Below are 13,132 nucleotides of genomic sequence, written 5' to 3'. Positions count from 1 at the left end.
GATTATAATCTGTCATGCGCAGTTTCCCTGGTTTAATCCTTTTATAAAGAATGCATAATGGAAGATCTTCACAGTGAAGACTCGGTAATCAATCGTTATGCCGATCGTTATCGTAGCTACATGCCAATTAATATCCGTAATGGAAGAAGAAACACTAGTCTTGATGCGTCGAATTCATCTCACTCATGGGATGCAACATTACCTTTAACCATAACTGAAGATGTTTCACGTGATAAGGCACTTGGATCGCTGGTCGGTTTGGCAGCCGGGGACGCCGTCGGCACCACTCTTGAGTTTAAGAAAAGAGACAGTGAACATGTAGAGGATATGATTGGTGGCGGGCCTTTTCAATTAAAACCTGGTGAATGGACAGATGATACGTCCATGGCATTATGTCTGGCAGAGACTTATCTTTCAGAAAAAAGAATGCATACCGATGTGCTTAGAAAATATCTCTTGAAATGGTATCTTAACGGAGATAATAGCAGTAATGGTCGGTGCTTCGATATCGGGAATACGACGCGATTCGCGCTTGAACAGTATATGCGTGTCGGACCTTCCTGGTATGGCAATACAGAGAAACACACTGCTGGTAATGCTGGGGTTATTCGTCAAGCCCCGGTATCTATCTTTCGTCGAAAATCGCTGCGTGCGATTTACTTCGAATCCCAGGCTCAGAGTAGAGCAACGCATGGCGCGGTAGAATCAATTAACGCATGCCAATTTCTCGGATTGGTATTGCACTATTTAATTAACGGTTATCAAAAAGAAGAAGCTTTTTCGCCTCATATTTTCCCACTGTGCGCGCGTGTAATGATCATAAACGCGGGTGAGTATAAGCAAAAAACTCGCGATCAGATTCGTTCAAGTGGTTATGTTATCGATACGCTTGAGGCCGCGATGTGGTCCGTATGGAATACTGACAACTTCCGGGATGCGATTCTGCTGGCTGCCAATCTTGCCGATGATGCTGACAGCGTTGCGGCGACGGCGGGACAAATAGCGGGAGCATTATATGGTTATTCCGGTATCCCGCAGGGGTGGAAAGATAAACTCGTGCAACACGAACGTATCGCCACAATAGCAGGTGAGTTATTCGATAGAGCACCTGAGGATAATTTTTTATAGTTAGAATTAATAGGGGGAAGCGAGGTGATAAAACAACTCGCACTAAGGTGTCGTATTTCAATTTAACTGAATCTACTGCAATGAATGAAATGACAACCTTTGGTTATGTTGATAAAGCATTAACTTTAGCACAAAAGAGATATGCAGACGTCACGAATCGTAATTCTCACGCCCCGATTTTACAAATGTACGACTCTATTGTACAACAATTAATATTTTTACGGGACTTAATCGAAGGCAAGGAAAAGGATAAAGCAAAGTTATGGAAAATGACTTTCGGTATGTTTGCAGCGAAGGAGTTTGATAATTCTGATGAGTTGTTTTTTGAAAGGTTGTCGGATGCCTGGTTTATTGTGGATCAAATACGTCGAGGGTTAAAGGTTAGACTACCGCACGAGGTTGACGCCAATTACACAATAAAACAACAAAACCTAAAGATGAAATATCCTGATGAGTTTTAGGTTACGATATTGAATGTAACTATATTTTAGGTGATGGATGATAGATTTACATACCAATTTGCATGCCCTGATAAAATATGTGGATAAATATCGCGAATACTTACCGATTAGCAATCCTTCCGTCCAGCGGAGGCTGCAGTATATTTATGATAATAAACCCTTAGAATCATCCTCGAATAGTGATGTACAAAAACAATGGGACTTAACGCCATCATGTAACATCTCACTAGCGGAATCGCGAGACCGTGCTGTCGGTGCGCTTATAGGTCTTGCTGTTGGAGATGCTGTAGGTACGACGCTCGAATTTTTACCTCGTGACAAAGCACATGTCAAAGATATGATAGGTGGTGGGCCATTTCGACTCCGCGCAGGTGAATGGACGGATGATACATCCATGGCATTATGTCTTGCGGAAACGCTTCTTGAGAAAGGTGATGCTGATACTATATGCTTCAGGAATAAACTTCTGGAATGGTATCAGCATGGTTATAATAGTTCAAATGGCGTCTGTTTTGATATAGGAAATACAACTCGGTTTGCTTTAGAGCAATATTTAACTGTTGGTCCCGGGTGGAACGGTAATACAGCACCAGAAACTGCAGGTAATGCTTCCATCATCAGGCAAGCACCTGTCTCTATTTTTTTTAGAAAGTCATTAAGTAAAGCGTTTTATGAGGCTAAAAAACAAAGTATAGCAACGCATGGAGCCGCGGAAGCAATAAATAGCACACAGTATTTAAGTTATTTGCTCGTGCATATGATTAACGGTAGCAATAAAGATTTTGTTTTTTCTCCGCACGTCATGCCGCTACAGCCACGTGTAATGATTATCAACGCGGGTGAATATAAGCAAAAAACTCGCGATCAGATTCGTTCAAGTGGTTATGTAATCGATACGCTTGAGGCCGCGATGTGGTCCGTATGGAATACTGATAATTTCCGGGATGCGATTCTGCTGGCTGCCAATCTTGCCGATGACGCTGACAGCGTTGCGGCCACGGCGGGACAAATAGCTGGGGCATTATATGGGTGCTCCGGTATTCCGAAGGAGTGGAAAAACAAACTCGTTCAATACGAACGAATTGCTACAATGGCAGGTGAATTGTTCGATAGAGCTCCTGAATACATCGCTTAGAAATTGTTCATCATCTATGGCACGGAAGGATATCCGTGTCATAAATCTGAAGAAAAGTAGTGGCTGTTTTTTACTCTGGCAAAAAGCATGGATAAAAGATGAAATAATGAAATGGACTGGCTTTATAATTTTATACTCATCGCCTTAGTCTATATCTGGAACGGGAAAGATCTTTACACCCTAAAAGAGTGGCGAGACTTTCGAATTAAATTCATTTCAGTGTTGGTTGGTGCGCTTGCATTGACACTCATTTTAATTGGCGTATCAAAATTAACCCCGTTACTGGACAGAGAAAGCGCGCGGGCGATAGCATTAATATTACCGGCATCCCTGGTGGCAATGTTACTGTCGAAATTTTTTGTTGTGATGTTGAATGCTATTTTCGAGAGTATTATGCGATTTCATAAACGGTATAATACCAAAGAAATGTATTTAAAACTATCGTCTCTGTCTGCCCGGTATGGGGCCAAATTACACCTGGTAGCAAAATGTCTCGCCTCGTTAGGCTGTATCTTGATGCTCTATGGCATCTGGTTTGGCAGTACAGGCTGATATAAAGAGGTTAGTTAGATGCCAGCAATGCCAGGATATGAAAATAAGTAAATGCGGGATATTATGATGCATTTGTTTTTCTTTTTTATTTTTATGATTTGGACGCTAGCACTTATCTGGAATGGAAAGGATTTGTTCAACAAAAAACAATGGTTCCTTGCTGGTGTGATGTTCGTTCTGGTGCTAGCGGTTACGGTTGTTATTGGCTTTACATTGAAATGGCTCGCGCTGTCAATGTCATTATTCTCCGTCGCAACGGCGAAACAATATTCGATTATCTTTTCCATGTCTTTCCTGTGCGTATGGGGACTAAAAGTTACCGTTGTGCTGCTCTGTACGATCTTTTCCGGGATTACAGGAGGGCACAAAAAATACAATGCTGAAAATTATGAAGCAATATCGTCTATAACACGCGTTGTTGCGCCTTGCTTACTTATCGTTGCTAAAAGCGTAGTTTCCCTGGGGAGCGTCCTTATGTTTTCAGGTTTATGGCTTAAATAAGCACGATTTAAAAAATATCTCAATGAACACCGAGATTAGTCCATAGTGGAATAAAGATTATGCTCAACCGAATTACCGTTCAGCTCCCGGTGGAGGGGCTTCTGTTCTGGAAACTGACGGGCCGCGAGGCGATGTCCGAGTCGTTCGCGCTGACGCTGACCGTGCTCGGCACGGACGCGCGCATCGACCGCAGCAAGCTGCTGGGCCAGCCGGTCACGGTGGCTATCCCGACGCAGAATCTGCTGACGTCCCGCTATATTAACGGCAAGGTGACGCGCGTGGCGGTCAGCGCCGTTGAGCTGACGGGCACCCGCTATGCGGTGTACCAGCTGACGGTGGAGCCGGACCTGTGGCCGATGAAGCGCGACCGTAACCTGCGTATTTTCCAGGGCCAGACGGTGCCGCAGATTGTGAAAACCCTGCTGGGTGAGCATCAGGTCAACGTTGAGGATAAACTCACCGGCAGCTACCGGGTGTGGGACTACTGCGTGCAGTATCAGGAGTCGAGCCTGGACTTCATCAGCCGCCTGATGGAGCTGGAGGGGATTGCCTATCACTTCCGCCATGAGGCGGACAAACACACCCTGGTGCTGACCGATGCCGCCACGCAGCATCAGCCGTTCAGCGGCTATGAGGTTATTCCTTACCACCAGACGCCGTCAGGCGGCAGTACGGATGAAGAGGGCATCAGCCAGTGGGCGCTGGAGGACAGCGTGACGCCGGGGATTTACAGCCTCGACGACTATGACTTCCGCAAGCCGAACGCGTGGCTGTTCCAGGCCCAGCAGAACCCGGCATCGCCGACGCCGGGCAGCATTGACGTGTACGACTGGCCGGGGCGCTTTGTGGACAAAGGGCACGGGGAGTTCTATGCCCGCATTCGTCAGGAGCGCTGGCAGGTGGAGCATCAGCAGATTCAGGCCACCGCCACGGCGGCGGGGATTGCGCCAGGGCACACCTTCACGTTAACCAACGCGCCGTTCTTCAGCGACAACGGTGAGTATCTGGTCACGGCGGCGGGCTATCACTTTGAAGAGAACCGTTACGCCAGCGGCGAGGGGGAGACCATTCACCGCACCGATTTCACGGTGATCCCGTCGGCGGTGGTGTACCGTCCGGCGCAGACCACGGCGTGGCCGCGCACCTACGGCCCGCAGACCGCAAAAGTGGTGGGGCCGAACGGCGAGAGCATCTGGACGGACAAATACGGCCGCGTAAAGGTGAAGTTCCACTGGGACCGCCTGGCGAAGGGCGATGACACCAGCTCCTGCTGGGTGCGCGTGTCGAGCGCGTGGGCGGGCCAGGGCTACGGCGGGGTGCAGATCCCGCGCGTCGGCGATGAGGTGGTGGTGGACTTTATCAACGGCGACCCGGACCGGCCGATTATTACCGGTCGCGTGTACAACGACGCGAGCATGCCGCCGTGGGCGCTGCCTGCCGCGGCGACGCAGATGGGTTTTATGAGCCGCACGAAAGACGGTTCCGTGGACAACGCCAACGCCCTGCGCTTTGAGGATAAAGCGGGTGCAGAGCAGGTGTGGATCCAGGCCGAGCGTAACATGGACACCAGCATTAAAAATGATGAAACGCACAGCGTCGGCGGCGAGCGCAGCCATTACGTGAAGAAAAATGAACTGCATCGCGTGGAAGCGAATCAGACTCAGGCCGTGAAAGGTGGCACCGAGATCCTGACGGGGAAAGGCAAGCTGGATGCGGCGGTGGAGCAGTACGTCATTGCTTCCGGGACGAAGCTGCGGCTGGTCTCCGGTGAGAGTGCCATTGAGCTGAATGCTAACGGCAAGATTAACCTGATCGGTAAAGAATTTAACTTCTTCGTGGAAGGGGATGGGTATATCACCACTGGCGGTAAGCTGCATCTGAATACCTCTGGTACAAAACCGGGCACCACGGCACCGGGATCGGGGCATAAAGGGGATATTGATGCGGCGGTGCAGGCGAAATTTACGGCCAAAGATGAGTAAAGCAGGTGCGGTGCTTATCGCGTTACTAACGACGGGAATGGCTGGAGGTGATGCACAGAAAAAGGATCTTTGGATGTTTATTTCCGGGATGAGTGCATCGCTTAAGACGTTATCCGTTACAACCCTTAGTAACGCGCCGTTATCGTTTAAGATGACCAGGCAAAATGAATATATCAATTTCTACAATGCCGACGATATCAAACTCGCTGATGGAACGAACATAACCGCAATTGGGTTACGTTTAAGCAAACAAAACGACGGCATGGCGCCTTTACTGAATTTTTCACCTTCCTCAGGTCAATGCATAACGCTTGATACCGTTAAAAAGCGCTATCCGCAGCTGAGGTTAACTGATTATCCGCGCGGCCGTTCGGAGAACGAAGTGACCAGCTATACAGCCCGAAAAGATATGAATGGACAAAAAGTGAGCTTCAGCTTCACCGTGAAAAATCCTCACTGTCTGGGTTCAGTCGTCATTAGCGCCGACTAAGAAATACTGCACTCATGTCCTGACGGTTTCTTCAGGGTGATAATGGCCATACACATTTAATAAATGACGATTAACGTGAAAAAACATACGCCAATATTTCTTTGTTCGGTCCTGATGTTTAGCTGTCCTGGCAGCAATGTGGTTTTCGCTCAAGGTAAGCCATCCATTCTGACTAAACAGGATTTTTCAGTACAGATCAAAGACCTGCCTGTCGCCTTGGGCGACAGATGGACGCCTGATATTGCCCGTAAAATTGGCGTGCCGGTGGAAGGTAGTTTTACCGGTGAGGTTCCTTTTGATGGAGTCCAATATAAATTCTTTCAGCATCAAAACGCTGGAGTAGAGATATTCACTTCCAATCTCTGGTGGGATAAAGCTGAACGAAGCGTTGATGATTATATCGTGTCGCAGATTACGCTGACTGCCGAAGAATTCGCAACGCCGCGTGGTGTCCATGTGGGTTCAACGAGAAAGGAACTGAACAGCGCATACGGTACCGGTCAGGTCGACAATGATGCGGGGGAGCAGTGGATTACCTACGAATTGGATAAAGAATTGCTCTCTTTTGAGATAAAAGGCGGCAACGTTATAAAAATAACGATGAATTACAAAAATGATTCTCAAGAATAATTTATGACCAAAAAATATCTGGCAGTCGTATTGTTCACGGCTTTATTGACAGGCGTCGTTGAAACGTCATCGGCACTTGAATTATCGCAATATAATAAGCTCGATACGGTAGGTCGCATCCTTAACGACAGTGAAGTGACAGACAATCTCAGGACGCTGCTGGGAAATCACTACCAAACCTTTATTGATAACTTTGACGTCTTCGGCGAACCGCATACCACCACAGGTGGAGGATTGTTTGTTGAAGGCTGGCTAAAAGATCTTTATCTGGAGAACGCGTCAGCGCTGGTTATCAATCCTGACGGCAAAATCTTTGCGGCCTGGGTGGTTCCGGAGTCGGACGTAATCCATTACCAATCCTCTGATAATAGCCCGGGTATTAATGTTGATATCCAGCAATGGGCCGCCAGGTTCAATACGATGCAGTTTGCAACGAACAGCCAGTCGAGACCTGCGTTTGACGGGGTTTGGGCAGGCGGCGCAGGCGGACGGGCTGTTCTGGAAATAAAGGGGAGTGAAATGGAATGGCGTCTGGTAACGCCTCCTCAAAAAGGAAATGATTATGCTCCACAGCGCTATACGTTACGTAAAGCCGCTTCGGTTCATCACGCTGAAACCCGAAAACTGGATACCGAAAAGTTCGCTATTTCTCTGAAAAACAGGTGCGGTCATTTTGAGAGCGAATGTGACGAGATGCTCTATCTCGTAGTGCGAAAAAGCGATAACAGTACGATCTCCTTAAAGGGAAAAACGTTGCACGATTCCGCAGGTAAAATAATCGGTTCAACGTACAAGAATGGCGAGATCGTTTATACCGTGACGTATGAGCCCGCGAAATTGGTTGTCAGCAAAGGCAGCCAGGTTTTAGTCGAACAGTCAGGTCAATGGCGTAAATAATAAAACAGCCAGCCAAAGGGCCAGCATGGATTGGCCTTTTTGTTTCTCACAATATTAATCATCCCGAGTTCACTTATGAAATACACCCTCCAGGAAGGTTCGTTTTCCCTTTTTCCTGCTGTCTGGCAGGATAACAGCATGAACATTATTCGCGATGACGAAAGCGGGCTGTCCGTGGTGGTCAGCCGTGGCGTGATCCCCAATGGCAGCGACTATGAACAAGAGTTCCACCGCCAGTGGGATGTACTGCGACCTCAGATGGGTGAGATCGCCCAGAGCGAATTTAGGAACGTAAAGGCCGGGCCTGACGGCAACATTAACGGGCTGGAAGTTGAGACCACGTTTGACCGTAACGGGCAGCGCCTGTGGCAAAAACAGCTGGCCGTGCAGACACCGGGCAAACCGGTATTGATGATTTTTACCCTCTCGGCACTCAGAGCCTTTACCGAAGAGGACGAGGTGCGCTGGAGCGCGCTTAAGCAGAGTCTGACGCTAAACGACAACCGGAATGTGTAAGGCATGAGCGATAACAACGCGGCCCGTAAGGGCGACGAGATTATTCACTCCAGCATTTTTGCTGACATCACCAGCATTGTGGCGGAAGGTGCCGCCTATGCGGTGATCGGCGCGGCGGTAGGCGCAGCAGCAACCGTAGCGGCGCCATTGCTGGGGGCCGGGGCAGCAGCTGCAGGCGTGGCGGCGATTGGCTCCAGCTGTCTGTTAAGCGGCATTATCGGTGGCGTGCTGGCGAACGTCGCGGGGATCACCGACGATATCAGCAACGCCGCTGAGGGGTTAGGTAATGCGCTTTTCCCGCCGTCGCCTGCGGGTAAAATCACGACCGGTTCCAGTAACGTTCTCACCAACGCAATCCCCGCCGCACGCGCGGCAGGCACGCTGACGCCCGCAGATACTCCTTCACCTGAGCCGCAGTCGCCGGGCAGCTTTGCCGATTACGCGGGCATGCTGCTTTCCGCCGCCGGACAGTTTGGCAGCGAAATGTGGCAGCCGAGCGTGGCCTCTGCCGCTGCCGGAACCTCCCCGCTGGAAGAAGACAAGGTGGCGTGCGAAAAGCACTCCGGGCCGCAGTATCTGGCGGAAGGTTCTAAAAGCGTCTTCATCAACGGGCAGCCCGCGGTGCGTGCGAAAGATCGCACCACCTGCGAAGGTACCGTGTCCGACGATGTTTCCCCGAACGTAATCATCGGCGGGGACACGCTCACGGTTCGCGATATCAAAAGCGGTAAAACGCCGGGTCTGGCGCTGGGGATGATTGCGCTCTCCCTGCTGCGCGGGCGTCCGGGCAAGATCCTGAAAAACATGCCCTGCGCGCTGGCGGCGGCCGGCGGCGGGATGCTGGCGGATATGGCGGTCAACGCCGTGTTTGGCTCCTCGCACCCGGTCCACGCCGCCACCGGCGTGAAGGTGCTGAACGACGACGATGAGCTCGACTTCTCGCTGCCGGGGCGCTTTCCGCTTCGCTGGCAGCGCAGCTACAACAGCCTGACCACCCGCGAAGGGCTGTTTGGTCTGGGCTGGGCAACCACTTTTGACAGCTACCTGGTGCTGGAAGAAGACAACGCGACCTGGTTCGACGAAACCGGGCGCGAGCTGAGCTTCGAGCTGCCGCCGGTCGACCGGGCATTTTACAGCATCAGCGAAGGCATTATTATCCGCCGCAACGAGAGCGGCGACGTGGCGATTGCCGACGATGACGGCGCGGTGTGGCGTCTGTATAAACCAACCCGGGCGAACCCCTCCATCCTGCGTCTGGCCTCCCTCAGCGACGAATACGGCAACGCGCTGCTGACGGAGTGGGACGAGCACGGCAGGCTGACTGGTATTCATGACGAGCCGCGGGCAATCGACGTCACCCTGCGCTATGAAGATGAACGTTTCCCGCAGCGCGTGACCGCAGCCAGCCATTTCGACGGCAACCAGACCTGGCCGCTGATGCAGTGGGGCTACGACGCGCGCGGCCAGCTGGCGAGCGCGACGGATGCCTCAGGCGTGGTGACGCGTGAATACCGCTACAACGACCACGGCCTGATGGTCTGGCACCGGATGCCGGGCGGTCTGGAGAGCGAATACCGGTGGCAAAAATTCGACCACTGGCGCGTGGTGGAAAACCGTACCAGCACCGGCGACGGGTGCCGCTTTAGCTACGATTTAGCCGCCGGGCTGACGACCGTCGAGCACTACGATGGTCAGACGCGCCGTCACTACTGGAACGCGCAGAATCTTATTGTCCGCTACGTTGACGAGCGCGGTGAAAACTGGCGCTACGAGTGGGACGAAAACGAGCTTCTCACGCGTCGCATCGATCCGCTCGGCAACGCCGTCACCTTTGTCTACGACGAGATGGGCAACCGGGTGCAGGAGACCGATGCCGACGGCAACACCCGCACCACCACCTGGCTGGAGCACCGCGCGCTTCCTGCGGCCATTATTGAAGCCGACGGCAGCGCCACCCGGTTCTGGTACGACGAACATCACGGGCTCAAGCGCGTAGTAGACCCGATGGGGCAGACGACGCAGCTGCGCCGGGACGAGTTTGGCCAGGTCGTGGAAGAGGTCGATGCCGCTGGCAACAGCCGTTACCAGGAGTACAACGAGGCCGGGCAGATTGTCCGTTCGACGGACTGTTCCGGGCGTATTACCCGCTATCGCTATCATCCGCTGGGCTGGCTGGTGGCTGAGACTGGCGCCGACGGTGAAGAGACGCGCTACCGCTACGACGCCGCAGGGCGTCCGGTGCAGCTCGATCGCCCGGAAGGCTGGATGGAATCGCTCAAATGGAACGAACGTGGCCTGCCGGTGAAGCATGCGGGTGCTGACGGGAAAGAAAGTGAGTTCAGATACGACGAGGCGGGGCGCTTAACCGCCACCCGTAATACGCAGGGTGAAGAAGTGCGACGCCGCTGGGACAGCCGCGGGCGTCTGATTGCCCTGGAAAACGAGAACGGCGAAGCGTATCAGTTCCGCTGGGGGCCAGACTCGCTGCTGCTGGAAGAGGTGGGGCTCGATGGCGTGGCCTCGCAGTATCGCTATGATGCCTGCGGGCGCACGATTGCGCGCACCTTTGCCGCCGGTCATCCGGAGGCCATCACCCACGTCTTCGCCTGGAGCGCGAGCGGCCAGCTGGTCGCCCGCACCACGCCGGAGGGGCAGACCCGCTACCATTACACGCCGTCCGGGCTATTAAGCCGGATTGGGCTGCATCCTGCACTTGCAGCCGACGCGTGGACCACCGAGGCAGAGCAGGAGCTTGCCTTTGAGTATGACGCGCTCGGTCGCGTGACGCGCGAAGCGGGCGAGCACGGCGAGCTGGCGTGGGAGTATGACACGCTGGGCAACCGCACCTCCGTCACGCTGCCCGATGGCCGCGAGCTGAAGCAGTTCTACTACGGCAGCGGGCATCTGCTCAGCATTGCGCTCAATAAGCTGTCGGTCTCTGATTTTACCCGCGACGAACTCCACCGGGAGACCAGCCGCACCCAGGGGCTGCTGACCACCCGCAGCGAATACGATCGTCTTGGCCGACTGCATCGCCGGGACGTCTTTACCGGCAATGCGCAGCGCCCGTCGCCGCGCCGCTGGTCCCGCCGCTGGGATTACGACTACCGCAATAACCTGGTGCGTGAAGAGCGGGACGATAACCCGTTCAGCTGGTACCGCTGGCAGTACGACAGCGCCGGGCGCCTGCTCGTTCAGGACGGCACGCTGCCCGGACAGGAGCAGTGGCGCTGGGATGCTGCCGGTAACCCGCTCGAAGGATCTGTTGAGAAGGTCACGCACAACCGCCTGACGCAGCTGAACGGCATTCGCTGGCGTTATGATATCCACGGCCGCACCGTGGAAAAAGATAACGGCCAGACCCGCTGGTACTACCGCTACGACGGTGAACATCGCCTGACGGAAGTCATCAGCCAGCCGCGGGATCGCAACAAGCCGCAGACGCAGGTCAGCTTCCGCTACGATCCGCTCGGGCGACGCATCAGCAAAACGCGCCGCCAGATGCTGGGCGGACAGCCAACCGGCAAGCCGGTCACCACCCGGTTTGTCTGGGAAGGGTTCCGTCTGCTGCAGGAGGTGCACGGGGATGTGCCGCTGACCTACGTCTACAGCGATCAGGACAGCTACGATCCGCTGGCGCGTATTGATGGCGTTAATGCTCCGGAGATCTTCTGGTTCCACTGCCAGCCGAACGGCACGCCGGAGCGGATGACGGATGTCGAAGGGCAGGTGCGCTGGGAAGGGGTCAACAGCGCCTGGGGCAAGCTGCTGCGGGAAAGCGAGTCGCAGGTATCAGGATATTCTCAGAACCTGCGCATGCAGGGGCAATACCTGGACCGTGAGACAGGGCTGCACTACAATCTGTTCCGGTATTACGACCCGGACTGCGGGCGGTTTACGCAGCAGGACCCGATAGGGCTGGCGGGGGGGATAAACCTTTACCAGTATGCGCCGAATGCGCTGGGGTGGGTGGATCCGTGGGGGTTGAGCCGTGAGTGTAGCGGTAAAACGAAACCTGATTTCTACGTCGGTCCAGCGGGGCCAAGCGCTACAATGCCTTCTACAGCCTATCGCTATATGAGGTATCTTGAGGATGACGGTACTATTAATGCATGGGTGCCTAAAACATTTGAATCCAAATCCGCACCAGTCACTTATTTTGGTTTTGATAAATTAGACTCCGGCCGCACAGTAAGAGATGCATTCCAGATCAAAGGAGCAGATAAATTGAATCCACTTGATCCTTTGGATAAATCATGGAGTGATGGACGTCTTAGAGCTGAGTTTGATACGCTTCAATTATATGAAAATGGTGTTCCGCAAGTGCGAACCCCGAGAATGTTCGGCGATAGACCAGGAGCGCCACTTGAACCGTTTACTAAGGCATACCCTGAATACGGCCAAGGTAATGTTCAACAGCTGCATGCTGAAAATAGAGTTATTAATTTCGACAAGATTGATATTCTGCCAGAGGAACCATGATAAATTTACAATCTTATAATGAAGTGTTAGATTTCCTGGAGCTGTTTTTTCAAAAATATATTCTTGATTCTAATTGTTTGCAGGATATGCAATCTATTTTAGATGATTGTCGAAAAGAAAAAATGGTGGCTATTCGAGCTATAGACTCATGTTTTATGGAATATAGGCGAAAGACTCAAGATTATAGAGTCCCTACTCATGAGGAACAGGAGGTATGGAAACAGTTGTTCAATATATGGCAGTAAAATATTAAATAAAAATGGCTGGGTGGGTTTTTACTTAATATCCCGTATTATTTTGCTAAGGTTATGCTATTACCATCGGTGTCAGGAGGTGATCTGTTTTTTTCGAATGTGTT

11 protein-coding genes are annotated in these 13,132 nt (G+C 52.3%); all 11 read left to right on the top strand.

Annotation, left to right across the window (positions count from 1 at the left end):
• Positions 1-57 precede the first annotated feature (57 nt).
• The 11 genes from tri1 (FOY93_RS13080) (at position 58) to FOY93_RS13030 (ending at position 12,774) form a co-directional block, all read left to right on the top strand.
• Positions 58-1,128, top strand: a complete 1,071-nt coding sequence (tri1, locus tag FOY93_RS13080) for an ADP-ribosylarginine hydrolase Tri1 (protein WP_136195745.1) — start codon at positions 58-60, stop codon at positions 1,126-1,128.
• 80 nt (positions 1,129-1,208) lie between these two features.
• The gene (locus tag FOY93_RS13075) at positions 1,209-1,589 is read left to right on the top strand and encodes an immunity protein Tsi6 family protein (RefSeq protein ID WP_133294641.1); all 381 of its coding nucleotides are present in this window, start codon (positions 1,209-1,211) and stop codon (positions 1,587-1,589) included.
• Between the two features lie 37 nt (positions 1,590-1,626).
• Complete coding sequence (gene tri1, locus FOY93_RS13070) at positions 1,627-2,724, top strand: ADP-ribosylarginine hydrolase Tri1 (RefSeq protein ID WP_133294640.1); 1,098 nt, start codon at positions 1,627-1,629, stop codon at positions 2,722-2,724.
• A 111-nt stretch (positions 2,725-2,835) separates the two neighbouring features.
• Positions 2,836-3,276, top strand: a complete 441-nt coding sequence (locus FOY93_RS13065; RefSeq protein WP_143345237.1) for a hypothetical protein — start codon at positions 2,836-2,838, stop codon at positions 3,274-3,276.
• Between the two features lie 51 nt (positions 3,277-3,327).
• Positions 3,328-3,777, top strand: coding sequence for a hypothetical protein (locus tag FOY93_RS13060; protein ID WP_143345236.1), 450 nt, complete (start codon positions 3,328-3,330; stop codon positions 3,775-3,777).
• Between the two features lie 59 nt (positions 3,778-3,836).
• Complete coding sequence (locus FOY93_RS13055) at positions 3,837-5,759, top strand: type VI secretion system Vgr family protein (RefSeq protein WP_143345235.1); 1,923 nt, start codon at positions 3,837-3,839, stop codon at positions 5,757-5,759.
• A complete protein-coding gene (locus FOY93_RS13050; protein WP_232057348.1) occupies positions 5,752-6,249 on the top strand; it encodes a hypothetical protein in 498 nt (165 codons plus the stop codon). The genes FOY93_RS13055 and FOY93_RS13050 overlap by 8 nt, the downstream gene beginning before the upstream one ends.
• Before the next feature lie 75 nt (positions 6,250-6,324).
• Positions 6,325-6,879 carry a hypothetical protein gene (locus tag FOY93_RS13045; RefSeq protein ID WP_232057347.1) on the top strand — a complete coding sequence of 185 codons (555 nt, stop codon included), beginning with the start codon at positions 6,325-6,327 and terminating at the stop codon, positions 6,877-6,879.
• Between the two features lie 3 nt (positions 6,880-6,882).
• A complete protein-coding gene (locus tag FOY93_RS13040; RefSeq protein WP_143345234.1) occupies positions 6,883-7,776 on the top strand; it encodes an Ivy family c-type lysozyme inhibitor in 894 nt (297 codons plus the stop codon).
• A 75-nt stretch (positions 7,777-7,851) separates the two neighbouring features.
• Positions 7,852-8,292 (top strand): DcrB-related protein, encoded by a 441-nt coding sequence (locus FOY93_RS13035; protein WP_143345233.1) that lies wholly within the window; start codon positions 7,852-7,854, stop codon positions 8,290-8,292.
• A gap of 3 nt (positions 8,293-8,295) precedes the next feature.
• On the top strand, positions 8,296-12,774 hold the full coding sequence (locus FOY93_RS13030) for an RHS repeat-associated core domain-containing protein (RefSeq protein ID WP_143345232.1): 4,479 nt from the start codon (positions 8,296-8,298) through the stop codon (positions 12,772-12,774).
• Positions 12,775-13,132 lie beyond the last annotated feature (358 nt).

It is taken from the genome of Enterobacter sp. 18A13 (assembly GCF_007035975.1).
Classification (GTDB): domain Bacteria; phylum Pseudomonadota; class Gammaproteobacteria; order Enterobacterales; family Enterobacteriaceae; genus Enterobacter; species Enterobacter vonholyi.
Note: the sequence above shows the minus strand (reverse complement) of the source record. Positions and strands in the feature narration are given on the sequence as shown.

Bases quoted from the DNA above. Each gene is read 5' to 3' on its own strand.
- FOY93_RS13050 (WP_232057348.1), top strand. From the start codon at position 5,752: ATGAGTAAAGCAGGTGCGGTGCTTATCGCGTTACTAACGACGGGAATG.
- tri1 (WP_133294640.1), top strand. From the start codon at position 1,627: ATGATAGATTTACATACCAATTTGCATGCCCTGATAAAATATGTGGAT.
- FOY93_RS13065 (WP_143345237.1), top strand. From the start codon at position 2,836: ATGGACTGGCTTTATAATTTTATACTCATCGCCTTAGTCTATATCTGG.
- FOY93_RS13040 (WP_143345234.1), top strand. From the start codon at position 6,883: ATGACCAAAAAATATCTGGCAGTCGTATTGTTCACGGCTTTATTGACA.
- FOY93_RS13060 (WP_143345236.1), top strand. From the start codon at position 3,328: ATGCGGGATATTATGATGCATTTGTTTTTCTTTTTTATTTTTATGATT.
- FOY93_RS13030 (WP_143345232.1), top strand. From the start codon at position 8,296: ATGAGCGATAACAACGCGGCCCGTAAGGGCGACGAGATTATTCACTCC.
- FOY93_RS13075 (WP_133294641.1), top strand. From the start codon at position 1,209: ATGAATGAAATGACAACCTTTGGTTATGTTGATAAAGCATTAACTTTA.
- FOY93_RS13055 (WP_143345235.1), top strand. From the start codon at position 3,837: ATGCTCAACCGAATTACCGTTCAGCTCCCGGTGGAGGGGCTTCTGTTC.
- FOY93_RS13035 (WP_143345233.1), top strand. From the start codon at position 7,852: ATGAAATACACCCTCCAGGAAGGTTCGTTTTCCCTTTTTCCTGCTGTC.
- tri1 (WP_136195745.1), top strand. From the start codon at position 58: ATGGAAGATCTTCACAGTGAAGACTCGGTAATCAATCGTTATGCCGAT.